Genomic DNA, 25,521 nt, shown 5'->3' on the forward strand with positions numbered 1-25,521 from the left:
GCTTATCTCTCCACCAGCGCCATCTTCGCGTTGAACCAGTTCATGACCAGCGCGGTTGTCAGCGACAATGAAAGGTAGACCACCAGCCAGATTGCGACGACTTCGACAGCCTGTCCGGTCTGGTTGAGGATGGTGCCACCCACGGAAACCAGATCAGAAAAGCCGACAGCGACGGCAAGCGAGGAGTTCTTGGTCAGGTTCAGAAACTGGCTCGTCAGCGGCGGAATGATGATCCGCATGGCTTGGGGAACGACGATGAGGCGTGTTGTCGTGCTGGAGCGCAAGCCCAGCGCGTCAGCCGCTTCCGTCTGTCCCTTCGGCACAGCCTTGATGCCGCCACGGACGATTTCCGCGATAAAGGATGCGGTATAGAACGACAGAGCAAGATAGAGCGACAGGAATTCCGGTGCGATGACCGATCCACCCGAGAGGTTGAAGCGTCCGGCAACGGGGTAATCGAAAGTCAGCGGTGAGCCGAGCGCCAGAAATGTCACAAGCGGCAGGCCGATGATGATGGCTGTGCCCACAAGGCCAGTGCGGAACGGTTGGCCCGTTCTCATCTGGCGGGCCTTTGCCCAGCGATAGACGAAATAGGTGATGACGATGCCGACCAGAAACGCCAGCGGAATCAACCAGCTACCATCGCCCCAGACCTGCTTGGGATAGAAGAAGCCACGGTTGTTCAGAACGGTACCAAGCGGCAGTTGCAGCGAGTCGCGCGCCTGCGGCAGAATGGTTATAACGCCCTTGTACCAGAAGAAAATGACGAGCAGCGGCGGAATGTTGCGGAAGAGTTCCACATAGGCCTGCGCCAGCTTCGAGATCAGAAAGTTGCGAGACAGGCGCGCAATACCGACGATGAAACCAATGATCGACGCGGTAATGATGCCGAGGATAGCAACCTGAAGCGTGTTGAGAATACCAACGATCAACGCACGTCCGAACGTGTTGTCGTTGTTGTACTCGATCAGCGACTGGCCGATATCGAAACCAGCTCTGCCCTCGAGAAAGCCGAAGCCTGAAGAAATGTTGGAACGCTGAAGATTATGAACTGTGTTGGATGCAACCATCCACACGAACAGCGCCAGAAGAACAACAGTAATGATTTGATAAAAAATTGCCCGCACACGCGGATCATTGATCATGGACGTCGCGCTGTTTGCGCTCGACGGTTGCGATTGGAGCGCATTGCCTGCCATCGGCACCTTTCCCTCTCTTTGCTCTTTTCGAGCTTATTGTGTGCCGGGAGGCAGAGCGTGGCCCTGCCTCCCGAAAATGCCGTTTTAAAGGATATTAACGGATTGGCGGTGCGTACTGCAGGCCGCCCTTGCTCCACAATGCATTCAGACCGCGCTCGATCTTCAGCGGAGAACCGGCACCAACGTTGCGATCAAACACTTCGCCGTAGTTACCGACCTGCTTGATGATGTTGTATGCCCATTCGTTGGTGAGGCCGAAATCGGTACCAATCTTGGTGCCTTCCTCGGTGCCGAGCAGACGCTTGATGTCTGGGTTGGCAGCAGTCTTCTGCTCATCAACGTTCTTGGAGGTGATGCCAAGTTCTTCAGCGTTGACCATGGCGTAGTGAGCAAAGCTTACAACGTCAAACCACTGGTCGTCGCCCTGGCGAACGGCAGGTCCAAGCGGCTCCTTGGAGATGATTTCAGGCAGAACGACGTTTTCGTCCGGTGTCTTCATCTTCAAACGGATGGCATAGAGACCGGACTGGTCGGTCGTGTAAACGTCGCAACGGCCGCTGTCGTAAGCAGAAGTCGCGTCGGATTCCTTTTCAAATACAACAGGGTTGTACTGTAGGTTGTTGGTCTTGAAGTAGTCAGCGAGGTTGAGTTCGGTCGTTGTGCCCTGCTGAACGCAGACGGCAGCGCCGGAAAGCTCGAGAGCAGACTTAACGTTCAGCGCCTTCTTCACAACAAAGCCCTGGCCGTCATAATAGTTGACGGTACGGAAGTTGAAGCCGAGTGATGTATCGCGGCTGGCTGTCCATGTGGTGTTACGTGTCAGAACATCGACTTCACCGGACTGAAGCGCAGGGAAGCGGTCCTTGGATGTGAGGGGAACGAACTTTGCCTTCTTTGCATCGCCGAAAACGGCAGAGGCGATCGCGCGGCAATAGTCAACGTCGATACCAGACCATTCGCCCTTGTCGTCCGGGTTAGAGAATCCTGGAATGCCAGAGCTCACGCCACAGGTTACAAAGCCCTTTGCCTTGACGTCTGCGAGCGTGGCGGCAGATGCAGCCGATGCAGCTCCGAGAACTGCTGCGCCAATGGCGGCTGACAGAATTGCCTTTTTCATTTTTTTCCCAACCTTTGTTTCTTAATTCGTCACAGAAGAAAGCCGTAATCTTGTCGTCTACGGTCAGCTCCCCGCCTCACCTCCCGGTGCGCGCACCTATCACAATCGTAATCGCAGTCAGGGTCAAGTCTCACCCCGAATAATTGTGTCCAAAAAACGGATTTTTTAAAATACCGTCCGTTTTATGGGCATATGACTATAAAATGCGCTAAAACAGATTAAATTCTGCTCATGCTGTCAGGCAGGTAGACTGAATTTTTGCGTGCGTCACACCTAATACGCGCTTTAGCGGTTCATGCTGCTGCCCATATGAGGAAGAGTATAGGCGGGCTGAAAATATCCTCAAACAATTGTGCCTGATGTAACGAAGTCTTGACCAAGGCAGGCTTTGCGTCTCATTTTCCCACGACACATCATTGAGAGACAATTCAGCATGAAATTCAAAGACGGATTCCTCGACGCCGCCGGCATCAACACGCGGCTTGCTCATCTCGGCAGTGATCCGGCCAGCAACCACGGCTTCGTCAATCCGCCTATCGTGCGCGGCTCGACTGTGCTGTTTCCAGATGCACAGACGCTCGTTTCCGAAGATCAGGCCTATACCTATGGCACGCACGGCACCCCCACCACCGATGCGCTGTGTGACATGATCAACGCGCTTGAGGGTTCGGCGGGCACCATTCTTCTGTCATCCGGCCTTGCTGCCGTCACAGTGCCGTTCCTAGCCTATCTCTCGGCTGGCGACCATGCGCTCATCGTTGATTCCGTCTATTTCCCCACCCGCCGCTTCTGTAACACCATGCTCAAGCAGTTCGGTGTCGAGGTGGAATATTATGATCCCGCTATCGGTGCCGGGATCGAAGCACTCATCCGGCCCAATACACGGCTTCTTCATCTGGAAGCCCCCGGCTCCAACACATTCGAGATGCAGGATGTGGCGCTGATGGCATCCATCGCCCACCGTCATGATTGCGTCGTCACCATGGACAATACCTGGTCCACGCCACTGTATTTCAAGCCGCTGGAGCACGGCGTCGATGTATCGATCCATGCAGCCACGAAATATCCCGCTGGCCATTCCGATGTGCTGATGGGCTTTGTGTCTGCCAATGAGAAGCATTGGAAAAAGCTGCATGATATCAACCGCGATATGGGTCTCTGCGTCACGTCAGATGATGCCTATCAGGTTCTGCGCGGCATGCGCACCATGGGCATGCGGCTGGAGCATCACCAGAAAAGCGCGCTGGAGATTGCCAACTGGCTGGAAGCGCGGGATGACGTCTTGCAGGTGCTGCACCCTGCTTTGCCAAGCTTCCCAACCCATGACCTCTGGAAGCGGGACTTCAAAGGCTCCAGCGGCGTCTTCTCCTTCGTCCTGAAGGCTGAAGCAGACCGCTTTACCGAGACATCGCACGCCTTCCTCAACGCCTTGTCGATCTTCGGCATCGGCTTTTCCTGGGGCGGTTACGAATCGCTGGCAGTGCCCGTTTCCGTGCGGGATCGCACCGTGGCGAAAGGCCCGAGCGATGGCCCGCTCATTCGCCTGCAGATCGGCCTTGAAGATGTTGCTGATCTGAAGCGGGATCTGGAAGCCGGATTTGCGGCGGCGGCGGCTTAAAGCCCTTCGGCCTTATACCCATAGAGCCAATCAAAGTCCGCCAGAAACGCTTCTGGCGGCCTGATCGATAGCATCAGGTCGCGGCCCAGCCGCATCGGCCCGCGTGCGTGGTAGGCAAACTTATTGAGCGCCGCCCGCTTGCGTGCCTTCGCAATTCGGGGAACGCGATGCGATTCGAACTGAGCCAGCGCCTCGCCAAGATTGTCGTTGCGGGTAACGAATGTCGCAAGCTCGAATGCGTCCTCGATGGCCATGGCCGCACCTTGAGCAGCGAATGGCATCATGGCATGGGCCGCATCGCCAATCAGCACCGTGTCCCGGCCGTTCTGCCACCTGCCCTCTCCGGCCTGAAACAATGGCCAGAATGTTGGCTTTGAAACAGCTTGCAGAACATGTCCAAAGGCCGGATGCCAGTTGCGAAACTGGTTCAGCAACAATGCATGCTGCTTGCCCTGCGCCTCTGCCTTCCACGTGTCGCCGGGGTTGGCACCGGTCGCGATGGCAACGATGTTGAAGCCACCGGTTTCAGCCAGCGGATAGGCCACCAGATGCGCCGATGGCCCGAGAAACGCCGTAACGCTGCGCTTTTGCAGAAAATCAGGCACCTGATCAGCGGCAATGGTGAAACGCCAGGCGATATTACCGGAAAATGTCGCGGCGGGACTTCCCGCAATGGCGTAACGGGCGCTGGACCAGACCCCATCGCTGCCAACGATCAGGTCATGTTCATGCAAGGTCATTTCGGTCAGGATGGCCGCATTGACCGCATCCACCTGTTTCCCCAGATGCAGACGGCAGAGCGGGTTTTGCCGCACCGCTGCCAGAAGGGCGTTTTGCAAGGTCGCCCTGTGCATAACGCCATAAGGCGCACCCCATCTCTGACGCGCAACCTGTCGCATTGGCAGTGAAACGAGTTGCTTGAGGGAATGCCCGGACGCAAGGTTAACCGCGTCGGGCTCCAGCCATTGCTGTTCAATCTGCGGCAGCACATCCAGCGCGCTCAATATGCGGCTGGCGTTGGGCGAGATTTGCAGGCCCGCGCCAACCTCTTCAAGCCGCTCGGCCCGCTCGATGATATCGCAACGGATGCCGTGTCTGGCAAAGGCAAGGGCCGCAGTCAGACCGGCAATACCGGCACCGACAATCGCCACAGATTTTACGGGCATGAAAAGCGCCAGTCTGAAAGGAAGTTAGGCGGCCTTCACGTGAAAGACGCAGCCGGGAGGGTTTGTCTGCGTGGCTTTGACCGCCGGATTATAGCGATAAAGCGTCGAGCAATAGGAACAGACCTTCTCATTGTCATCACCCATATCGATGAAGATATGCGGATGATCGAACGGCACGGATGCGCCCGTGCACATGAATTCCTTGACGCCGATTTCGATCATGCGATGTCCGCCGTCGTTCTGGAAGTGGGGAATGGTATGCCCGGCCATAATCGTCTCCAAATGCGATTTCATCATTGAGCAGAAGCTCAGCTTTTGCGGATATGTAACCTCAAATGCTTTTGACCTCCACAGAAATCATCGCGCAATATGTTCAACGCATCGATTTCCTGACATATGCTGCGCAAAAAAAGGATGTGCTTGATGAATCTCAATGTGCCGCAATATTTGTCGTTCACCCGCGATGGTCTGCAACTGGCCTATTTCGATGAGGGCGATCCATCAGGCGTCCCCGTTCTGCTCATCCATGGCTTTGCCTCCAGCGCATCGGTCAACTGGGTGCATCCCGGCTGGCTGAAGACGCTGGGCGATGCCGGATACCGCGTTATTGCGCTGGATAATCGCGGCCATGGCGCAAGCGACAAGCCACATGATTCCGACGCCTACTATCCCGCGACCATGGCAGAAGACGCCATCGGCCTGCTTGATCATTTGGGCATTTCCCAAGCCCATATCATGGGCTACTCCATGGGTGCGCGCATTTCCGCGTTTCTCGCCATGGCCCATCCGGAGCGCGTGCTTTCGCTGGTGTTCGGTGGGCTGGGCATTGGCATGGTGGATGGCGTCGGTGATTGGGACCCGATTGCGGATGCCCTTCGCGCCCAATCGCTCGATGTCGTGACCCATGAGCGTGGCCGCATGTTTCGTGCTTTCGCCGACCAGACAAAAAGCGACCGCATTGCCCTTGCCGCCTGTATCGAAACCTCTCGCGTTCTCGTCACCCGCGAGGAAGCGGCAAAGATCGACATTCCGACGCTGATCGCCGTTGGCACCAAGGATGATATTGCCGGTTCAGGCCAGGAACTTGCTGATCTGATGCCGCATGCGAAAGCCATCGACATCCCCGGGCGCGACCACATGCTGGCGGTTGGCGACCGCGTGTTCAAGGGTGCCGTTCTGGAATTTTATCGCGAGATCGACGCTTGCGCGTGATCAAGACAATCATTTCCAAAACTCTGTCAGAAAAACTGATGCTTTCGCGTCTTTAACCGCGTTGGTAAATCACCATTTCTAGGCAACAGTTTTTTCTGTATAAGAACGGCACGAAATCGAGGGAGACCAGTTATGGTCGCACGCACAGAGGCACGCCAGCAGGAGCACCTTTCCGTGGTTGATCCCATCTGGGGAAGTCTACAAAACGAAGCACGTGCGGCAGCAGCGCAGGATCCGCTGCTCTCGGCCTTTTTCTACTCCACAATTTTGAACCACCATTCCCTTGAAGCCTGCGTCACCTATCGCATTTGCGAGTTGCTGGACCACCGGGATATGCAGGCCGTTCTGCTGCGCCAGACATTTGAGGAAATGCTGGAAGACTGGCCGGAATGGGGCTCCATTCTGCGCGTGGATATTCAGGCGGTTTATGACCGCGACCCCGCCTGCACCCGTTTTCTGGAGCCTGTGCTTTACTTTAAGGGCTTTCAGGCCATTCAGACGCACCGGCTGGCGCATTGGCTGTGGCAGAAGGGACGCCGCGATTTTGCGCTCTATCTGCAAAGCCGTGCCTCCAGCGTGTTCCAGACCGATATCAACCCTGCGGCCCGGATCGGCAAGGGCATGTTCCTCGATCATGCCACTGGCCTCGTCGTCGGTGAAACCGCTGTCATTGGCGACAATGTCTCCATTCTGCATGGAGTCACCCTTGGTGGCACCGGCAAGGAAGGTGCAGACCGCCACCCCAAGATCAGCAGCGGCGTTCTGATTGGTGCGGGGGCGAAAATCCTCGGCAATATCGAAATCGGCGCATGCTCGCGCATTGCCGCAGGCTCCGTGGTTCTCAAGCCAGTGCCGCCCAATGCAACCGTTGCCGGTGTGCCTGCACGTGTGGTTGGCGAAGCCGGATGCAGCGAGCCATCGCGCATCATGGATCAGATCGTCGGGGCGGATATCTAGGCTTTCGGAGCTGTGCGTTTTTACAGCTCCACTTTACTTTCGCCTTTAAGCCATGCCAAAAGCGGCGCAACGTGAACCGCACAGGAGAACAGTGGTGAAAGCCGAAGAAATCAAAAAGCTCGACGCCTATTTCAAGCGTACCTTCAATGAAAACATGGTTGTGAAGGCCCGCCCACGCAAGGACGATTCGGCCGAAGTTTATGCTGGCGAAGAATTCCTTGGCGTCGTCTATATCGATGACGAAGACGGCGACCGCTCTTACAATTTCTCCATGGCCATCCTCGACGTCGATCTGTAATCGCCACAAGGCGATGCCCTTATCACCATGCGGTGATATCCAGTTTTCAAGCCGCCCGCGACGAGATGTCTGCGGGCGGTTTTGTTTTTGGAATGGGCTGCAAATATTTTGCAAAAACCGCGGAACCAGTTTCTGGATTGTCCGTTATTCCCACGTCCCCCGATGAGGCGTGGGGTTACAATGTGGGAACGCCCCCTGTACCCCGATGTAATCCCACGCTTCCCCCTTTCCCATTTAATTACGACAATGTTTTACGCCGCATCATCCTGGTGTTGCGGGAGTTTTCCACAGCCTTGCTGCATGCTGGAACAAAAAATGTCATCGAAATGCAAAAAAATGAAAATAGGCGCTTGCGGAGAATCCAGTGCCTGACTATAAGGGCGCCACACAAGGTATGCGCCCTTCGTCTATCGGTTAGGACGTCAGATTTTCATTCTGAAAAGAGGGGTTCGACTCCCCTAGGGCGTACCACTTCCCCAATGATTTCATCGTAATAGAAGCGTCAGTTAAAGCTGTTTGTAATGGCTTCCTGCTGAAGACTTTGTCTGCGTCGTGCGCTGTTTAAGGCGCGAGGGCGGCGTCCAGCACGCGCAGCTGCACCCTCTTCTGTCCCTGCCATTGATCTGCCCCCAGCGTACCAGCCACATGGATCTGGCGTCCCCGGGCGTTCATCAGCATTTGGCCAAGAGGTGCGTCTGCGGCACGGAATGCGATGCCATCCAGCCGAGAGCCATCCATGGCCTCAAGCGTGATTTTGACGTGGGACGTACCGACAACGCGCACGTCACGCAGCCGATGAGCGGGCACGGCGAAGATGGGTTGCGAGTGGCCGGAGCCAAAAGGGCCTGCCTGCTCCATCTGCTCTACCAGTTCCAACGTGGCGCCGGATGCGCCGATAGCCCCATCGATCTTCAGCACACTGTTCTCGACCAATTGAAACACGGTCTTTTGCGCCGCTTCTTCGAAGAAGGTTCTCAGGCGACCCAGATTGGCGCGCTCCACCGTCAAACCTGCCGCCATCGCGTGACCGCCACCCTTGACCAGCAGACCGGCATCCACAGCGTTGCGCACCATCTTCCCCATATCAAAGCCATTGATGGAGCGCCCTGAGCCTGTGCCCTTGCCCTGCGAGTCAAAAGCGATGGCAAAGGCCGGGCGGCGGAAGCGGTCTTTCAGGCGGGAGGCCAGCAGGCCGACGATTCCGGGGTGCCAGTTTTCCCGCGCCGTGACAATCACGCCCGCGCCGGTGCCGTCGCCATATTCATAGAGAGCCTCGGCCTCCGCTTCGGCCAGCATGGCGGCTTCCATGGCCTGGCGTTCGCGGTTCAGCTCATCCAGCTTTGCCGCGATAATTTCGGCTTGCGATTCGTCATCCAGCGTCAGCAGACGGCTGCCCAGCGCCGCATCGCCAATGCGGCCACCGGCATTGATGCGCGGGCCGACCAGAAAGCCGAAGTGGTAGGGCGTGACCGGCCCACCAAGGCCTGCCTTCTTGAAAAGTGCGGCAAGGCCAGCATTCTTCATGTGGCGCGCGGCGATCAGGCCTTTCACCACATAGGCGCGGTTCAGGCCCTTAAGCGGCACCACATCGCACACGGTGGCAAGCGCCACGATATCCAGCAACGAAAGAAGATCGAGCGTGTAGGCCCGGCTATCGCGCACGTCCTTCAAGACGCGCAGCGTGGCGACCAACACCAGAAACACAACGCCTGCCGCGCAGAGATGCCCCTGCCCGGAAAGGTCGTCCTCGCGGTTCGGATTGACCAGCGCCACGGCTGGCGGCAACTCAGTGCCAACCTGGTGGTGATCGATAACGACGACATCGGTCTTGGCGTCACGCGCAGCGGCGAGGGACTCGTGGCTTGTGGAGCCACAGTCGACCGTAATGATGAGTGAGTTGCCATTGGCGGCAAGCTGCTGCATGGCGGCGGGGTTTGGGCCGTAACCTTCGAAAATACGATCAGGAATGTAGATTTCCGGCTCCAGCCCAAAATGGTGCAGGAAGCGGAACATCAGCGCGGATGAAGAGGCTCCGTCCACGTCATAATCTCCGAAGATCGCAACCTTTTCCTGTCGCTTGATGGCGGTGGCAATGCGTGTTGCCGCCTTTTCGCAATCCGTCAGCGTCAGCGGGTCTGGCATGAGGGAGCGGATGGTGGGGTCCAGAAAGGCCAGCGCATCATCAACGCCGACACCACGGCCCGCCAGCACACGGGCGACCAGCTCGGGAATGGCGTGAACTTGCGACATGGCCAGAGCACGGTTCTGCCCGGCCTGATCCAGCCGCGACATCCACTTCTGCTCCGTTGCCGACCGATCCACCCCGAGAAAGGCTCTCGGCACAGCATCGACCGGTTCATTCATTGCCATTCGTCAGCTACCCATCCAGCCAGATTGTTCTGACCAAGGGGCTAAAGGCCGAACCGGGCTTTTTCAAGCACAAATCTCTTGTCTGCGCGGCTTACCACATGGGCAAGAAGATGAAGGCGGCAAAAGCTGCTGAAATCGCGGCAACCAGGCACGGCAAGCGCCAGTCGCGCCCCTGCCCGTCCATCTCGAATTCCAGACTACGGAGATTGTCGTTTGCCCCCGCCTTACGCGATCTATGATCGGGATCCGGGCGAACGGAATTGTCTTCCTTGAACAATATTGATGATTTCACGGCCACGCCTCCCAACGTTTTGTGAACATCCCGCATATTAGCACCACAGAGCGCCTTTGTACAAAGATTCGATTGTCAAAGATCCGCTAAACACACGTCAGCATTTGCGTGGCCCCTGGCGTCGACACGTCTTAGGACAGCAGCCGAGCCGTGAATGGTCCCGGCTGCGCCCCAAATCGTCATCCTCAAGCCCCTGCCGCCGCTCCAACCGTGAATGGTTGAGGTGGCGACCGAAGCCTGCCATCCTGGCAGCATCAGGCCTTGCCCGCACGTTCCGGGCAAAATAAATGCTTCCAGCTCCCCTGCCCGCAATGTCTCGCGATACACTGCCGTCAGGGACGCGGATGGATTTTAGGCATGGGTGTTAGGGACATTGAGAAAAGAATTTTATTTTTTTGAGCAGACGGGGAAATGGCGAGCGAAGCAAGGCTTCGCTTATAGCCTTTCCCCGTTCTTGATCCGGTAGGTCGGCGTGTACATCGTTACCAGCTCTTCCGCAGCAGTGGGGTGAACCGCCATTGTCGCGTCGAAGTCGTCCTTGGTGCAACCGGCCTTCAGCGTGATGCCCAGAAGCTGCGCCATTTCGCCCGCATCATGCCCGAGGATGTGGGCACCGACGACCTTGCGGTCTGCCGCATTGACAATGAGCTTCATGATCATCTTTTCAGACCGGCCGGAAAGGGTCGCTTTCATGGGGCGGAACTGGGCACGGTACACCTCTATTTCCTCAAACTTGGCAGAGGCTTCTTCCTCTGAAATTCCCACGGTGCCAATTTCCGGCTGGGAGAAAACGGCGGTCGCAATGAGGTGGTGGTCAGGCTTGGTGGGGTTGTTCTTGAACTCGGTTTCGATGAAGCACATGGCTTCGTGGATCGCCACAGGCGTCAGCTGTACCCGGTCAGTGACATCACCAAGCGCGAAGATGCTGGGGACATTGGTGCGCGAATAATCATCGACGATAATGGCCCCTCGCTCGTTGACCGCAACACCAGCATTTTCGAGACCGAGGCCATTTGTGTTTGGATCACGACCAAGGGCCAGCATGACCTGACCAACGGCCAATGTGTGGCCTTGCTTGGTGCGGGCAATCAAACCACCGGCTTCATCCTTGCTGACTTCCTGGATAATGTCTTCCAGAATGATGCGGATGCCTTTCTCGACCATGGCCGCATGCAGGCCCGCACGCATGTCATTATCGAAGCGCGAGAGGATTTCCTTGCCACGATAGATCAGAGTGGTTTCGACACCAAGGCCATGGAAGATATTGGCGAACTCCACCGCGATGTAACCACCACCGGCAATCAGAATGGACTTGGGCAACTCATCCAGATCAAACGCCTCATTGGAGGAAATCGTCAACTCGTGGCCGGGCAGCGAGGCATGCGGGTTCGGCGTTCCACCAACGGCAATCACGATACGCTCCGCCGTAACCGTGTGGCCAGTTTTCGTCAGCTTGACGGTGTGTGCATCAACGAGCTCGGCGCGGCTGTCGAAAATTTCGGCCTTGGCGTTCTCAAGACCCTTTCGATAGAGGCCTTCCAGGCGCGTGATTTCCTTGTCCTTGGCCGCAATCAGCTTTTTCCAGTCGAACGAGCTTTCGCCGACAGTCCAGCCAAAGCCCTCGGCATCTTCAAAATGTTCTCGGAATTGCGAGGCATAAACGAACAGCTTCTTCGGCACGCAACCACGGATGACGCATGTTCCGCCGTAGCGGTACTCTTCCGCAATACCGACTCGTTTGCCGAGGGACGCAGCCACACGGGCGCTGCGCACGCCGCCGGAACCACCGCCAATAACGAAGAGATCATAATCGTAAGATGTCATGCCAGAGCCTCTGATGGGAAGGACGACCTTGGTCATCCCCGATACAGTCATATAGGTGGCGCATGACATAAATGAAAAGCCCGGAGTTTAATCCGGGCTTTGAAATATTCTCAAACCTGTTTGAAAAAGATCAGGGCTTTGGCTTGGCAGCTGGTGCCGCTGGTGCCGGCGCAGCGGTTGCGCCTGGTGCGCCACCAACATTGGCACCATTGGCAGGAAGCGGCTGAAGATCAGCGCCAGCAACCTTCTGAAGTTCTGCCATGCTGGACGTGTTGAGATCGCGGTTGATACCAGCTGCCCAGATGTCAGCGGCCTTCATCAATTCGCGTGTGGCAATAGGGCCGTCTTTCAGCAACTTCTTGCCAGCTTCACTGCCGTAGAAAGTCGAGATCGCTTTCAGCTCATCGAGCGAGAATGCGCGCGCGTAAGTCAAAGCTGCTTCGCGCTCCAGATCGGCACGACGCGATGCGAGTTCAAGCGCCTTGGCGTCTACGGTCGCGGTAATCGCGTCTTCAACATTTGGCGAAGCCTGAATGAGCTCAGACTTCAGGCGTTCTGCAAGGCCCGGAAGAATATCGTCAAACCGGTCTGTTACGCCCAGCGTGCTGATTGCCTGCTTTGCAGCAGCAATATGCGCTTCGGAAATTTCCTGCGCACGAACGGCGGTGCCGAACACGATGCCGGAAATGAAGATCGAAGCAGCGGCAGCTTTGCCCAGTCCCGCAAGGTTGATCATGAAATCTCTCGCTCCTGTTATAGTTTCGCCTGCATTACGCGGGCGCCATCCGGCCCGGCGATAATGGCAAGCGATGCCAGATTAATGAAAAGTCCGTGCTCGACAACACCCGGTATGGCGTTCAGCTCGCGTGCCAGTGCTTCTGCATCAGGAATACGGCCAAAAGATGCGTCGAAAATGAGGTGGCCACCGTCTGTTGTGAAGGGGCCATCCTCCAGCGAACGCAGCTTCAAATCGCCTGTCAGGCCGAGTTTTGAAGCCACATTCTCAATAGCTATGCAGGTCGCAACCTGCCCGAAAATATTGATCTCGATAGGCAGTGGAAAAGCGCCAAGCGTCTCCACGACCTTTGTCTGATCGGCAATCACGATCATGCGAGATGAAGATGCCGCAACGATTTTTTCGCGCAGCAAGGCACCGCCACCGCCCTTGATGAGTCGCAGGCCGTGGTCGACCTCGTCGGCACCATCAATGGTCAGATCCAGTTCTGGAAGCTCGTCCAGCGATTTCAAGGGAACGCCCAGCTCCACACACAGACGTGCGGTGCGTTCGGATGTTGGAACGCCTTGAACTTTCAGGCCGTTGGACACTTTTTCGGCCAGAAGCCTCACGAATTCTTCTGCCGTGGAACCCGTTCCAATCCCAAGACGCATACCGTCTTCGACGTAGGACAACGCCGCTTCTGCGGCCTTGATCTTCATTTGGCGGGCATCCATGCGGCTGCAAACTCCATGTCGTGGATCGATAAACGTGGAGACCCTGCCACAGGATACCCACGCTGGCGTGCTGTTTACACGGGTCGAATAACAAACGAAAGCCCTTGCAAGGGATACGCGCAACGATTCAAAGGTTTCATTGCAAAACGCAAGAACGATGCTTAGCCTTGGTCGAACGACACACCGCACACCAAGAGGCATGCCTTGACTTCCACTCTCGTGATATTCGATCTCGACGGAACACTTGTCGAAACCGCCCCCGACCTCATCGACAGCCTGAATTATGCGATTGCCGCCGCCGGTCTAGCGCCAACAACCTATGATGACCTCAAGCACCTCGTTGGTCATGGCGCGCGCGTCATGATCAAGCGGGCTTTTGCGCTGCGCGACAGGGAACTGCCCGACAACGAGCTGGAGCCGCTCTATGAGCGCTTTCTCTCCCACTATCTCGAACAGATGCCTGGTCAGAGCGTTCCTTACCCCGGCATTGTCGATGCACTCGAAAGGCTGAAAGACGCAGGCTTTACCCTTGCCGTTTGCACCAACAAGACTACCGCGCTTGCTATACCGCTTCTGGAGAAACTGGGCCTTAGCCACTATTTCGCAGCCACGACCTGCGGCGATACGTTTGAATGGCGCAAGCCGGATGCGCGCCACATTCTGGGTACGATCGAAAAAGCTGGCGGAGAACTCGCACGCAGCGTGATGGTGGGCGACAGCCTGAACGACATCGCTTCGGCCAAGAACGCCCAGATACCATCGGTCGGCGTCACATTTGGTTACACGGATGTGCCAATGGCTGAGCTTGGACCTGACGTGGTCATTGACAGCTATGGCGAACTTGATGCGGCGCTGATCGAGCGGCTGATCAAACAGCGGGCAGCAGCAACAGTCTAAGGTGCAGGCCACCTCGCCCGTCATCCCGCATTCTGCGAGGTGACGGCACTTCCCCAAAACCGCGCATAAAAAAAGCCGCCTCGAAAGGCGGCTTTTCCAATGGATGCTACACGCAGATTAACGCGAGTAGAATTCGACCACAAGGTGTGGTTCCATGACGACGGCGTAAGGAACGTCAGCAAGAGCAGGAACGCGAACGAATGTCGCAACCATCTTGTTGTGATCAACTTCAACGTAGTCAGGAACGTCGCGCTCTGCGAGAGCAACAGCTTCCAGAACCGTTACCAGCTGCTTGGACTTCTGGCGAACTTCGATAACGTCGCCTGGCTTGCAGCGGTAAGAACCGATGTTGACGCGAACGCCGTTAACCGTGACGTGGCCATGGTTTACGAACTGGCGAGCAGCAAAAACAGTCGGAACGAACTTTGCGCGGTATACGATCGCGTCCAGACGGGACTCGAGCAGACCGATCAGGTTCTCGGATGTGTCACCCTTGCGACGGTTAGCTTCGTCGTAAGTTGCACGGAACTGCTTTTCACGGACTTCACCGTAGTAGCCCTTCAGCTTCTGCTTGGCGCGCAGCTGCGTGCCGAAGTCGCTCATCTTGCCCTTGCGGCGCTGGCCGTGCTGGCCTGGGCCGTATTCGCGGCGGTTTACTGGAGACTTAGGACGACCCCAGATATTTTCGCCCATGCGGCGGTCAATTTTATACTTAGACGATTCGCGCTTGCTCATCGTATTTCCTTTCAGAATGTTACACCGGTTTGTTGCCAAACCGGATCAAGGAAACACGCCCTCCTCTGAGGTCCCGTTTTAGGACCTCTGACAGATTTCTCACATTTGCGAATGGAGAAGCCACGGGACATGTCGGTGATGTCGATTGCCGAACGACAACTTTCGAGCTGCAAGGCAATCAACAGATAACACCGAGCATTGCTGCCCGGTGTTGTGCGGCTTCTATGGTTCCTTCATAAATATGTCAATGAGAAAAAAGTTTGACACCCCTCTTGAAACAGGATTTCGCCACATTATTTCTCGTCCGTGATCAGGACTCGGGCCCCTCTGGCGTATTACCGGACAATACGCGATGTCGAGTCTCTTGAGGGTGGGGCCACGTCTAAATATTGCTCACGCGTCCCCATCTGAAAAGCCAACCTCGTCCGGCCAAAGGTTGACTGATGGAATTTCTCTTCGCTGATTTTCTCGGCACCCCCACCTGGATGTGGGCTGTCTTTATTTCTCTCGTATTAGGTCTTCTCGCCCTTGATTTGGGCGTGTTGCACAAAAACTCCAAGGAAATCGGCATTCGCGAAAGCATGCTGATGTCCACCTTCTATATCGGTATCGGCTTGGCCTTCGGCGGCTGGATTTGGTATCAATCCGGCCAGCAACTGGCTTTGGAATATGTGACAGGCTTTGTCGTCGAGAAAAGCCTGGCGATGGACAACATCTTCATCATCGCCATGATCTTCTCCTATTTTGCCATCCCTCGCCAATATCAGCACCGCGTGCTGCTCTGGGGTATTCTGGGCGTGATCGTTCTGCGCGGTATCATGATTGCCGCTGGTGCAGCCATCGTCGAGAACTTCCACTGGGTGCTTTATATCTTCGCGGCGTTTCTGGTCTTTACCGGCCTCAAGATGCTGTTCTCGTCAGATCATGATGCGAATGATATCGGCAACAACAAGATCCTGAAGTTCCTGCGCAAGCACCTGCCGGTCACCAACGCGCTGCACGGTGAAAAATTCATCGTAAAGGAAGTCGACGAAAAGACGGGCAAGCTGAAGACGTTTGTAACGCCGCTGTTCCTCGCGCTGATCATGGTCGAAATTGCCGACCTTATCTTCGCGGTCGACTCGATCCCAGCGATCTTCGCGATCACCACCGACCCGTTCATCGTTTACACATCGAACATCTTCGCGATCCTTGGCCTTCGCGCTCTCTACTTCGCGCTGGCTGCCCTCATCCACCGCTTTGCGTATCTGAAATATGCGTTGGCTGCGGTTCTGGTCTTCGTCGGTTCCAAGATCTTCGTGGCTGACATGCTCGGCATTGCCAAGATCCCGCCGACAGTATCGCTCGGTGTGACAGTCGCGATCCTTGCGACCGGCATCATCGGCTCGCTGTGGGCGACCCGCAATGAAACGAAAGCTGTAGAATAATGACAGATGTGGAGGCGGCGAAAGCCGCCTTCATAGTTTACTCTGCTGCCAACTTTGAAGTTTCATCAGCCGCATCCGCATCTCCGGGTGCGGTTTTTGCGTCGAGGTCAGGGAACGCAACGATGCGCTTGCCGGAGAAATCCGCGTGCACGACAACCAGTTCCTTCTCCTCGAAATAGCCGAGCAGCATGCGGGCACGACGCGCGGAATGCGTGCCATAGGCGCGCGCGATGCGGGCATCTGAAGGACATGGCTCTTCGTTCAGAGCTGCCTTGACCAACAACAGGAAAACACCCTGCAAATCGTCTGACACGCTCTTGGAGAGTGCGAGCGCCCTCTGCCAGTCCTCGCTTGCCGCCATCTCCGCATCCACGCCGGAGCGGGTGATGGCCACCTGACGGCGGAACTCGGAAAGCGCCATGGGGGTGCCAGGAATGCGCCGCATGCGGGCGCGCACCAGAAACTCCTGATAGAGAACCGCATCGGTGCGATAGGCCGATTGCGGATCGTCCATGATTTCCGATAGCACGGCAGAAATCTTATCTTCGCGCTCTTCTGGCGACATTTCAGGCTGGCTGCTGCGCTGTGTCGGCTGCTGCGGCTCCGGGCCCCCAATGGCTGGCGTGGAACGAGCAAGCTCGGCCAGAATATCAGTCGTTGGGCGCGGTGCCGGCGGGGTCCGGCGCACCGGCGCGCGGGTGAATTCCTCCGGGTCAGGCGTGAAGATCAGGTCTTCCACATCCTGCGGTGAGTCGGGCAGCGGCATGAGCTTCGGCGACGACGATCGTGCCGAGGTTTCCACTGCACCAATGATGATCGGCAGAGGGCGACGCGACAGCGCCGGTCCGAGCGCCACGAAATTCCCGCGTTGCAGATCGCGGAACATTTCCGCCTGACGGCGGTCCATGCCCAGCAGATCGGCTGCACGCGCCATATCGATATCGAGGAACGTGCGGCCCATCAGGAAGTTGGATGCTTCGGCTGCGACGTTCTTGGCAAGCTTTGCCAAACGCTGCGTGGCAATAACGCCGGCCAGGCCACGTTTACGGCCACGGCACATCAGGTTCGTCATAGCACCGAGCGACATTTTGCGGGCGTCTTCCGTCACCTCACCAGCAACGGAGGGGGCAAACATCTGCGCCTCATCCACCACGACAAGGACGGGATACCAGAACTCGCGGTCTGCATCGAAAAGTCCGTTCAGGAAGGCAGCGGCGGCGCGCATCTGCTGCTCGACATCCAAGCCTTCCAGCGTCAGAACGCAGGACACCCGGTGCTGGCGAATACGGTTCGCAATGCCGGAAAGTTCGCCTTCCGTGCGCTCACCATCAACCACCACATGGCCGAACTTATCGGCCAGCGTAACGAAATCGCCTTCGGGATCGATGATGACCTGTTGCACCCAGGGAGCGGATTGCTCCAGCAAACGGCGGAGCAGATGGGATTTCCCTGAGCCGGAGTTGCCCTGCACCAGCAAGCGTGTGGCGAGCAATTCCTCAATATCGAGCTTGGCTGACTGCCCGCCCGATAGCGTTCCCATGTCGATACCGACCTGCAATTTGACAATTCCCTGCACTGCGAAAGGATGACGTGCCGACGATGCGCCGCGCGAACCTTCTCTTTACCAAATATTTCGACAAATGCGCCCGCGCATCGCGACAATGCACAGGGAATATCGCAAACGCCTTATCAGCCGCGCCCCAATGAAATGCGGCGTCCGAACACATTGAGCGCAAGTCCTGCGACCACGAGCGCGCTGCCAATGATCTCCAGCAGCGTGATCTCCTCATCGAAAGCATAATACGCACCGATAAAGCCGACAATTGGCACCAGCAGTGAAAATGGCGCGACAGTTCCAGCTGGATAACGAAGCAGAAGAAAGCTCCATATCCCTGCCCCGACGATTGTTGCACCATAAGCCATATAAACAACGACAAGAACCGTCATGAGATTTGCCGTTGCCAGACCCACTGCTATGGCCTGCGGACCTTCCAGAACAAGAGAAAGGGCTATTAGTGGCAGCACCGGCACAAGGCTGGTCCAGGCCACGAAGGAGATCGCGTTGACCCTGCCCACCTTGCGATTGACGATATTGCCAATTGCCCAGCTGAAGGCCGCGCCGACGCACATTAAAAGCGGCACCATGGCGCTGATGTTCAGCCGCTCAAGACCAATGACGGCCAGACCGCTGAACGCAACAAGTGCTCCCGCCACATGGGATTTCAAAGGAATTTCACCCAGCAGGGTTACAGCCAGCGCCATGGTGAAAAAGGCTTGCGACTGCATGACCAGCGAAGCCAACCCCGCAGGCAGGCCCCATTTAATGGCGGTGTATAAAAGCCCGAACTGCGCGCAGCCCATGACCATGCCGTAGACCACCATATGCTGCCACGGCACTTTGGGGCGCGGCAGAAAGAAGATGAGCGGGACAGCGGCGAAAAAGTACCGCAACGCCGTCAGAAACAAGGGCGGCATATTCATGACGCCGACCTTGATGACAACGAAGTTGAAGCCCCACAAAAACACAGTGATGAGGGCGAGAAATATGTGCGGCACTGCCATGTGAATTCCAATCGGTGCCGCAGGAAATCGCGGCGCTCTTAACCGACGGCCCGTTTCCAACCCATGGTCAACACACCAGCCCCGATCAACAGGCTGCCGCCCGTACGGTTGACGATACGTTGGACATTTGGCTTGCGAATGGAGTTGCGGGCCGCACTTGCCAGCAATCCATAAAGAGCCGCGTTGCAGGTGGCAAGCACAAGGAATGTAACCTCAAAGATCATGACCTGTGGCCAGAAGGGCAAAGATGGCGTGAGAAACTGCGGCAGGAACGCCACGAAAAAGATGATGCTCTTGGGATTGAGCGCCGTGACGACATAGGTATGCAGGAATATCTTGAGCGGACGTTCCCTGCCCTTTGTCTGCTCTTCCCCTGCGCCCTCGCCGCTCACCGGCGCCCGCCAGATCTTGATACCAAGATAGATGAGATAGGCGGCCCCCACCCATTTGAGGCCCGTAAACAGCGCGGCGGATGTCGCAAGCAGCGCACCCAGCCCCAGCATCGACGCCGTCATCGCCGTAAAATCCCCCAGCGCCACGCCAGCAACGGTGGCAGAACTCGCCTTCCGCCCATGGCCCAGCGCATAGGAAATGACCAGCAGGATTGTTGGTCCGGGAATGGCAAGCATAATGGCAGATGCGGCAACAAAGGCCAGCCAGTTCTCAATCGGCATAATCATGTCTCCCTTAGCGATGATAACGGAAAGCAAGCCACCAAGCTGAAACAAGATCAAGGAAAATTGCGATAACGGGAAGCTCAAGCTTGCCCATCGCGCAGCGCGAGCGCCATCAGGACGTCGTCATAATAGGTCTGCCCGACTTTGCGCGCACGTGGCTCGTATCCATATTGCTCGAAACCTAGCTTCCTATAGAGCCCGCATGCACCAACATTCGATGCCTCCACGACGAGATTGACCTGTTCAACAATTGGCCGTGCATAGTCCAGAACGTGTTGAACAAGCGCTGCACCGACGCCCAATCCGCGCATTTCCGGCCGCACATACATCCCGACAATCAACCCTTTGTGCCTGAGTTTCGCAGCTGCGGAGAGATGCAGACCCACAGTGCCAACCATGACATTCGTATCAGATCGTCGAGCACCAAAAATATCGTGTTGTTCAAGGCGCTGTGCGAAGTCTTCGAGGGATAGCAGGCACTCTTCTTCGAAGGATGAGCCAAAGGATTCCGGATGGGCGGCCAGACACTCCAGCCGAAGGGAACGATAGTCTCCAGCGTCAGGGCCGGACAGCTTGTTTATTGTAACTTGCATCAGCATTCTCAATTCTGTCGTTTAATTTGAAAACCTTCTCGGCAGCATTGCCGCCGAGAAGGTGGCCATCTCAAAAGCGCGGGGCCCAGGGGGGTATCAGTGGCGGCGCTTGCCGTTCTTTGATAACCGGCAGGCCGATGTCACGCCGCATGTGATCGGACAAATGCGAAACGTGAGCCCGGGTCTGGTGACGCTTCCATGCAACGACGAGCATCGCTCTTAATGTTACCCAGACGCCAAAATGGCTGAACAGCTCATCAACAGCGGTCGAAGCATCAGTTACACGTATAGATTGTTCATTGGACATAAGAATCCGTCCCGGTGCGTTTCAGCAACCAGGCCCTTTCGTGATGGGAAAAATGCGCAAAGGGAATCGGACGTGCAAAAATGCGACGACACGATGAGTTTGCGGTTGTTAGGTGTTGGAATGCCCAGAGGCAGAGAAAGGCCGCGTCAGCAGACCTTTATCGGAAAGATACCAAGGTAATTTCGGTAAGAACCGGCATCATCCGACGTGCTACGCCAGCGAGGCGATGGTTCGTAAATGTAGTCATATAACGCCTCCTGAGTTTGAGTTGCGAGCTTGTAATTTTTGCCACAGCTTTTTTCACAAGGCAACAGCCTCAATCGAAAATTGCAACCGAAATCAAAATTGAAGCAAATATGCAACAGTTACCGTTGCGGGGCGGCGACCTTCAGACCAAAGCCCTGCATTAGGCGTCGCGTTGTAAAGTCGGGTCGGCCGGATGTGAAAATCGCAAAGTCGAAGCCTTCGGGATGCTCAGCACCCTGCACCATTTCGACTTTTCGCCGCGCCTGTCGCGCGATGGCTTCGGCGGGATCAAGCCAGTCCACCGGCCATGGCGCCAGCTTGCGGAAGACATTGGCCATGAATGGATAATGGGTGCAGGCCAGCACAACAATATCCGTGCGCGCGCCCTTCTCCTCAACGAAGCAAGGCGATATTTCCGCTAGAACTGCATCATCCGAAACAGGCTCTCCGCGTATCCACGCTTCCGCCATGCGGGCGAGGTTTTCAGACCCAACCAACCGCACATGGCATTGAGAAGCGAAAGACTGGATGAGATCACGCGTATAGGCACGTTTCACTGTGCCGGGCGTGGCCAGAACCGAAACGAGGCCAGAACGCGTGCGCTCTGCCGCCGGCTTGATGGCGGGAACTGTGCCGACAAACGTCATATCGGGAAATTTTGCGCGAAGAGCAGCACTTGCAAGCGTAAACGCCGTATTGCAGGCAACAATGCAGATTTCCGGTTGGTGGGTCTCGATCAGCCAGCCAAACAGTGAAAGCAGCCGCTCAGTCAGCGCACCCTCTTCCCACCCGCCATAGGGAAAACCGGCATCATCAGCAACATAGATGAAGCCGCGCTCCGGCATCAGAACTCTTGCCTCGCGCAAGACGGTCAAGCCGCCAATGCCGCTATCCAGAACGAGCACCGGCTTTGACCCTGGCGGCATGGGATCACGCGTCGTCGGCGCCATCTTCCCTCACGCTTTCCTCGGCATAGGGGCCATTGCTGCCCCTCGGCGTCTGGCGTCCATATTTGTCGAATGTGCCGAAGACGCCGCGCAAAACGTTGATTTCCTGCGAAGAGAGCGCACGGCGAGACAAGACCGCCCGCAGATTTTCAATCATGCGCTGCTTCTTGCCTTCGGGGCGGAAATATCCGCGGGCATCCAGCGCTTCTTCCATCTGCTCGAACAGCCCGTAAAGCTGCTCCTTTGTCGCCTGCTGCTGCTCCAGAGGCTCAAACAGAGTCTGGCTCAGATCCTCCATGCTGGACTTCATCCACTCATAGGACATGAGCAGAACGGCCTGCGCGATGTTCAGCGAGGCAAAGGCTGGATTGACTGGAAACGTCACGATCTCATCGGCCAGCGCCACCTCTTCATTGGTCAGGCCCCAACGCTCACGACCAAACAGAATGCCGGTCTTCTCGCCGGATCTGAATTTCAAGCGCAGAGTTTCCGCCGCAACAACGGGGGCACGCACCGGCTTAAAACCATAACGCTCCCGCGCTGTCGTCGCATAGGTGAATTGCAGATCGGCAGTCGCCTCTTCGATCGTATCGAAAACCCGCGTGTTATCGATGACATGGTCGGCTTTCGAGGCGGCAGAGCGAGCCTTCTCATTCGGCCAGCCATCTCTCGGATTGACCAACCGCAACTCGGCCAGACCAAAATTGGCCATGGCGCGTGCCACCATGCCGATGTTTTCACCCAGCTGGGGTTCGACAAGAATGATCGCCGGACCCTCTGCCAGAAGCTCAAGCTCGCTGTTTGTACCTGCCATAGTCGCCTTCCAATATTTTGGCGTTTCACTGGCACAGATTTAAGGACAAATCAAAGGCACGAGCCGGGAAATGCGGCTTATTCACCCTTGATGATATTTGTCATTTCCTGAACGAGGGAATCACGGCCATCGTCGCCCACGCGGTGAATATCGCTGATCACTGGCTTACCGTCTTCCTCGATCACATCGAAATCGACCTGATCGACGCTCGCCTTCATCTCGGCCTCATCCATGCAGGCCCACAGCTTGAACTTGACGTTCACGCTGGTCATGCCATCCTTGGCGGGCACGGGCGTGATGGCAACATCCTGCAACGGGCAGCCATCCTGCGAGTTGGTGACGACGTCGTAACCGAACGGGTCTCCCTTCTCGCCGCTCTCGACTTCGGAAGCGGGCTTCTTCGACGCTTCGCGGTATTGTGCCGCAAATGCCTTGCTGAACAGCGTGCTCAGCAGGTCTTCATCGAATATGTATTTCCAGTCTTGCGCTTCGCCCGACCAGTTCTTCACGGTAATATCCATCACCTTTTTCACAGGTTCTGTCGGGTCTGCGGCAATGGCGTGGGTGGAAAAGAGAATGGCAGCAGTGGTAAGCAGAAATTTCCGCATGATGATGTCCTGGAGCAAGGCTTACCCGACGTAAGCGAATCGGCAGACTCTAAATCGCCCGCGACTTTTAGCAACGCGTTTTGGTTGTCTCACACCCAAAAAAGGCATGCATATGGCTTTGCCTTCGACGCTCGCAATGCTATAGCGCCACGGGATATTTTTTGAATATCGCGCCCTCCCGGCGCATCATTCTCGAAGGTGAGGAATTTATGACAAAGATCAAGGTAGCCAATCCGGTCGTCGATCTAGACGGCGACGAAATGACCCGTATCATCTGGCAGCTCATCAAGGACAAGCTGATCCTGCCGTACCTCGATCTCGACATCGAATACTACGATCTTTCGGTTGAAAACCGCGATGCTACCAACGACCAGGTAACGATTGATGCTGCTCACGCCATCAAGAAGCACGGCGTAGGCATCAAGTGCGCAACGATCACGCCAGACGAAGATCGCGTCAAGGAATTCAACCTCAAGCAGATGTGGAAGAGCCCGAACGGCACGATCCGCAACATCCTGGGCGGCGTTATTTTCCGCGAGCCTATCATCTGCAAGAACGTGCCGCGCCTCGTTCCCGGATGGACAAAGCCAATCGTTGTTGGCCGTCACGCTTTCGGCGACCAGTACAAGGCAACCGATTTCAAATTCCCCGGCAAGGGCAAGCTGACGATCAAGTTCGTTGGTGAAGACGGCCAGGTTATTGAAAAAGACGTTTTCGATGCGCCAAGCGCTGGCGTGGCCATGGCCATGTACAACCTGGATGAGTCGATCCGCGAATTCGCCCGCGCTTCCATGAACTACGGCCTGATGCGCAAGTGGCCTGTTTACCTGTCCACGAAGAACACCATCCTCAAGGCCTATGACGGTCGCTTCAAGGATATCTTCGAAGAAATCTATCAGGCTGAATTCAAGGCGAAGTTCGACGAAGTCGGCATCACCTATGAGCACCGCCTCATCGATGACATGGTCGCATCCGCGCTCAAGTGGTCCGGCGGTTATGTCTGGGCGTGCAAGAACTACGACGGCGACGTTCAGTCCGACACGGTTGCCCAGGGCTTCGGCTCTCTCGGCCTCATGACCTCGGTTCTTCTGTCGCCGGATGGCCGTACGGTTGAAGCAGAAGCTGCGCACGGCACAGTGACCCGTCACTACCGCCAGCACCAGAAGGGTCAGGAAACATCGACCAACTCCATCGCGTCGATCTTCGCCTGGAGCCGTGGTCTCGCTCACCGCGCCAAGCTGGATGACAATGCCGAACTGGCAAAGTTCGCAGCAACGCTTGAAACCGTTTGCGTAGACACCGTCGAAGCCGGTTACATGACTAAGGATCTGGCGCTGCTCATCGGCCCAGATCAGCCTTGGCTTTCAACAACGGCTTTCCTCGACAAGGTCGACGAAAACCTCAAGCTGGCCATGGCTGCCTAATTGGCCTTGCACAGACACTGACACTGAGAACCCGGCCACTGCGCCGGGTTTTCTTTTGAGTTAGAAAGATGCCAAGCCGCATCAACGTCAAATAGGGAGAAGACACAATGAGCGACCTCACACTCTATACCAACCCCATGTCTCGCGGGCGCATCGTGCGCTGGATGCTGGAAGAAGTTGGCGCGACCTACAACACCGAATATCTGGATTATGCAGGCGCGATGAAATCGGAAGCCTACAAGGCCATCAACCCGATGGGCAAAGTTCCGGCCATCAAGCATGGAAACACAGTGATTACCGAAACTGCGGCGATCTGCGCCTATCTCGCAGATGCATTTCCGCAGGCAAACCTTGCTCCGCCTATTGCAGAACGCGGCACATATTATCGCTGGTTTTTCTATGCGGCAGGTCCGCTGGAAATGTCTGTGACCACGAAAGCCATGGGTTTTGAGATTGGGCCAGACAAGCAGCGTATGGCGGGTTGCGGTGCCTATAGCGATGTTATGGATACAATCGAAAAGGCGCTTGAAGCCAACCGCTATATTGCAGGTGATAAGTTCACCGCCGCCGACGTCTATATCGGCTCACAACTTAGCTGGGGGATGCAATTCGGGACGATCGAGAAACGTCAGCGCTTCGTGGATTATACCGCCAATCTGAAAGAGCGTGAAGCCTACAAGCGAGCAACGCAGATGGATGACGATGCACTGAAGGCACAGCAAGCGGCTGGCTGAACCGCCGACATTTAAAGAGAAATGGGGGAGCTAAGACGCAAGTCT

Annotated in this window: 26 protein-coding genes and 1 tRNA gene; 9 read left to right on the top strand and 18 right to left on the bottom strand. The window is 56.3% G+C overall.

The features are described from left to right. Nucleotides 1–2: 2 nt before the first annotated feature. Together IFT53_RS18825 and IFT53_RS18830 are read right to left on the bottom strand one after the other, a co-directional pair. The gene (locus tag IFT53_RS18825; RefSeq protein ID WP_192066878.1) at nucleotides 3–1,199 is read right to left on the bottom strand and encodes an amino acid ABC transporter permease; all 1,197 of its coding nucleotides are present in this window, start codon (nucleotides 1,197–1,199) and stop codon (nucleotides 3–5) included. Nucleotides 1,200–1,293: 94 nt separating this feature from the next. Continuing rightward, the gene (locus IFT53_RS18830) at nucleotides 1,294–2,316 is read right to left on the bottom strand and encodes an amino acid ABC transporter substrate-binding protein (RefSeq protein ID WP_042619331.1); all 1,023 of its coding nucleotides are present in this window, start codon (nucleotides 2,314–2,316) and stop codon (nucleotides 1,294–1,296) included. Between the two features lie 433 nt (nucleotides 2,317–2,749). Between IFT53_RS18830 and IFT53_RS18835 the strand changes: the two genes are divergently transcribed. Continuing rightward, the gene (locus IFT53_RS18835) at nucleotides 2,750–3,934 is read left to right on the top strand and encodes a cystathionine beta-lyase (RefSeq protein ID WP_192066879.1); all 1,185 of its coding nucleotides are present in this window, start codon (nucleotides 2,750–2,752) and stop codon (nucleotides 3,932–3,934) included. Here IFT53_RS18835 and IFT53_RS18840 read toward each other — a convergent pair. Together IFT53_RS18840 and IFT53_RS18845 are read right to left on the bottom strand one after the other, a co-directional pair. Then, nucleotides 3,931–5,100, bottom strand: coding sequence for an FAD-dependent monooxygenase (locus tag IFT53_RS18840; protein ID WP_192066881.1), 1,170 nt, complete (start codon nucleotides 5,098–5,100; stop codon nucleotides 3,931–3,933). The two genes, IFT53_RS18835 and IFT53_RS18840, sit on opposite strands and share 4 nt — an antisense overlap. A gap of 24 nt (nucleotides 5,101–5,124) precedes the next feature. Further along, nucleotides 5,125–5,370, bottom strand: coding sequence for a zinc-finger domain-containing protein (locus tag IFT53_RS18845; RefSeq protein WP_192066883.1), 246 nt, complete (start codon nucleotides 5,368–5,370; stop codon nucleotides 5,125–5,127). A 153-nt stretch (nucleotides 5,371–5,523) separates the two neighbouring features. Between IFT53_RS18845 and IFT53_RS18850 the strand changes: the two genes are divergently transcribed. The 4 genes from IFT53_RS18850 (at nucleotide 5,524) to IFT53_RS18865 (ending at nucleotide 8,038) form a co-directional block, all read left to right on the top strand. Next, the gene (locus IFT53_RS18850; protein ID WP_192066884.1) at nucleotides 5,524–6,312 is read left to right on the top strand and encodes an alpha/beta fold hydrolase; all 789 of its coding nucleotides are present in this window, start codon (nucleotides 5,524–5,526) and stop codon (nucleotides 6,310–6,312) included. Between the two features lie 132 nt (nucleotides 6,313–6,444). Further along, the gene (cysE, locus tag IFT53_RS18855; RefSeq protein ID WP_042619328.1) at nucleotides 6,445–7,269 is read left to right on the top strand and encodes a serine O-acetyltransferase; all 825 of its coding nucleotides are present in this window, start codon (nucleotides 6,445–6,447) and stop codon (nucleotides 7,267–7,269) included. Nucleotides 7,270–7,363: 94 nt separating this feature from the next. Continuing rightward, a complete protein-coding gene (locus IFT53_RS18860) occupies nucleotides 7,364–7,567 on the top strand; it encodes a DUF3126 family protein (protein WP_042619327.1) in 204 nt (67 codons plus the stop codon). A 396-nt stretch (nucleotides 7,568–7,963) separates the two neighbouring features. Beyond that, nucleotides 7,964–8,038 (top strand) — tRNA-Glu (locus tag IFT53_RS18865). A 90-nt stretch (nucleotides 8,039–8,128) separates the two neighbouring features. Here the strand turns inward: IFT53_RS18865 and recJ are convergent. The 5 genes from recJ to rpiA all read right to left on the bottom strand — a co-directional run bounded on the left by recJ (nucleotide 8,129) and on the right by rpiA (nucleotide 13,505). Beyond that, a complete protein-coding gene (gene recJ / locus IFT53_RS18870) occupies nucleotides 8,129–9,931 on the bottom strand; it encodes a single-stranded-DNA-specific exonuclease RecJ (RefSeq protein WP_192066999.1) in 1,803 nt (600 codons plus the stop codon). A 97-nt stretch (nucleotides 9,932–10,028) separates the two neighbouring features. Then, nucleotides 10,029–10,229, bottom strand: a complete 201-nt coding sequence (locus IFT53_RS18875) for a hypothetical protein (protein WP_192066886.1) — start codon at nucleotides 10,227–10,229, stop codon at nucleotides 10,029–10,031. Between the two features lie 435 nt (nucleotides 10,230–10,664). After that, the gene (gene gor / locus IFT53_RS18880; protein ID WP_042619724.1) at nucleotides 10,665–12,053 is read right to left on the bottom strand and encodes a glutathione-disulfide reductase; all 1,389 of its coding nucleotides are present in this window, start codon (nucleotides 12,051–12,053) and stop codon (nucleotides 10,665–10,667) included. Between the two features lie 130 nt (nucleotides 12,054–12,183). After that, a complete protein-coding gene (locus IFT53_RS18885) occupies nucleotides 12,184–12,789 on the bottom strand; it encodes a DUF2059 domain-containing protein (RefSeq protein WP_192066888.1) in 606 nt (201 codons plus the stop codon). A 17-nt stretch (nucleotides 12,790–12,806) separates the two neighbouring features. Beyond that, nucleotides 12,807–13,505, bottom strand: coding sequence for a ribose-5-phosphate isomerase RpiA (gene rpiA / locus IFT53_RS18890; RefSeq protein WP_042619324.1), 699 nt, complete (start codon nucleotides 13,503–13,505; stop codon nucleotides 12,807–12,809). Between the two features lie 204 nt (nucleotides 13,506–13,709). Between rpiA and IFT53_RS18895 the strand changes: the two genes are divergently transcribed. Further along, nucleotides 13,710–14,402, top strand: coding sequence for an HAD family hydrolase (locus tag IFT53_RS18895; protein ID WP_192066890.1), 693 nt, complete (start codon nucleotides 13,710–13,712; stop codon nucleotides 14,400–14,402). 117 nt (nucleotides 14,403–14,519) lie between these two features. Here the strand turns inward: IFT53_RS18895 and rpsD are convergent, their stop codons facing one another. Beyond that, nucleotides 14,520–15,137 carry a 30S ribosomal protein S4 gene (gene rpsD / locus IFT53_RS18900; protein ID WP_042619322.1) on the bottom strand — a complete coding sequence of 206 codons (618 nt, stop codon included), beginning with the start codon at nucleotides 15,135–15,137 and terminating at the stop codon, nucleotides 14,520–14,522. 443 nt (nucleotides 15,138–15,580) lie between these two features. Here rpsD and IFT53_RS18905 point away from each other — a divergent pair, with 443 nt between their 5' ends. Beyond that, the gene (locus tag IFT53_RS18905) at nucleotides 15,581–16,564 is read left to right on the top strand and encodes a TerC family protein (protein ID WP_042619321.1); all 984 of its coding nucleotides are present in this window, start codon (nucleotides 15,581–15,583) and stop codon (nucleotides 16,562–16,564) included. A gap of 37 nt (nucleotides 16,565–16,601) precedes the next feature. Here the strand turns inward: IFT53_RS18905 and IFT53_RS18910 are convergent, their stop codons facing one another. The 8 genes from IFT53_RS18910 to IFT53_RS18945 form a co-directional block, all read right to left on the bottom strand. Continuing rightward, nucleotides 16,602–18,122, bottom strand: a complete 1,521-nt coding sequence (locus IFT53_RS18910; RefSeq protein WP_192066892.1) for an ATP-binding protein — start codon at nucleotides 18,120–18,122, stop codon at nucleotides 16,602–16,604. Nucleotides 18,123–18,253: 131 nt separating this feature from the next. Further along, nucleotides 18,254–19,126 (bottom strand): EamA family transporter, encoded by an 873-nt coding sequence (locus IFT53_RS18915; protein ID WP_192066894.1) that lies wholly within the window; start codon nucleotides 19,124–19,126, stop codon nucleotides 18,254–18,256. Between the two features lie 38 nt (nucleotides 19,127–19,164). Beyond that, entirely contained in the window at nucleotides 19,165–19,800 is a 636-nt protein-coding gene (locus IFT53_RS18920) for a LysE family translocator (RefSeq protein ID WP_192066895.1), read from the bottom strand. An 83-nt stretch (nucleotides 19,801–19,883) separates the two neighbouring features. After that, complete coding sequence (locus tag IFT53_RS18925; RefSeq protein WP_192066897.1) at nucleotides 19,884–20,396, bottom strand: GNAT family N-acetyltransferase; 513 nt, start codon at nucleotides 20,394–20,396, stop codon at nucleotides 19,884–19,886. Between the two features lie 70 nt (nucleotides 20,397–20,466). Continuing rightward, entirely contained in the window at nucleotides 20,467–20,703 is a 237-nt protein-coding gene (locus IFT53_RS24085; protein ID WP_192066898.1) for a DUF1127 domain-containing protein, read from the bottom strand. Nucleotides 20,704–21,068: 365 nt separating this feature from the next. Continuing rightward, entirely contained in the window at nucleotides 21,069–21,899 is an 831-nt protein-coding gene (gene murI, locus IFT53_RS18935) for a glutamate racemase (protein ID WP_244656385.1), read from the bottom strand. Further along, nucleotides 21,880–22,710, bottom strand: a complete 831-nt coding sequence (locus IFT53_RS18940) for an RNA methyltransferase (RefSeq protein WP_192066900.1) — start codon at nucleotides 22,708–22,710, stop codon at nucleotides 21,880–21,882. The genes murI and IFT53_RS18940 overlap by 20 nt, the downstream gene beginning before the upstream one ends. 77 nt (nucleotides 22,711–22,787) lie before the next feature. Continuing rightward, on the bottom strand, nucleotides 22,788–23,318 hold the full coding sequence (locus IFT53_RS18945; RefSeq protein ID WP_192066902.1) for a hypothetical protein: 531 nt from the start codon (nucleotides 23,316–23,318) through the stop codon (nucleotides 22,788–22,790). Between the two features lie 209 nt (nucleotides 23,319–23,527). Here IFT53_RS18945 and IFT53_RS18950 point away from each other — a divergent pair, with 209 nt between their 5' ends. Then, the gene (locus IFT53_RS18950; protein WP_192066903.1) at nucleotides 23,528–24,742 is read left to right on the top strand and encodes an NADP-dependent isocitrate dehydrogenase; all 1,215 of its coding nucleotides are present in this window, start codon (nucleotides 23,528–23,530) and stop codon (nucleotides 24,740–24,742) included. A 107-nt stretch (nucleotides 24,743–24,849) separates the two neighbouring features. Further along, nucleotides 24,850–25,476, top strand: coding sequence for a glutathione S-transferase family protein (locus tag IFT53_RS18955; RefSeq protein ID WP_192066905.1), 627 nt, complete (start codon nucleotides 24,850–24,852; stop codon nucleotides 25,474–25,476). Nucleotides 25,477–25,521: the final 45 nt, after the last annotated feature.

The organism is Rhizobium sp. CFBP 13644, from assembly GCF_014842165.1.
GTDB lineage: Bacteria > Pseudomonadota > Alphaproteobacteria > Rhizobiales > Rhizobiaceae > Agrobacterium > Agrobacterium tumefaciens_C.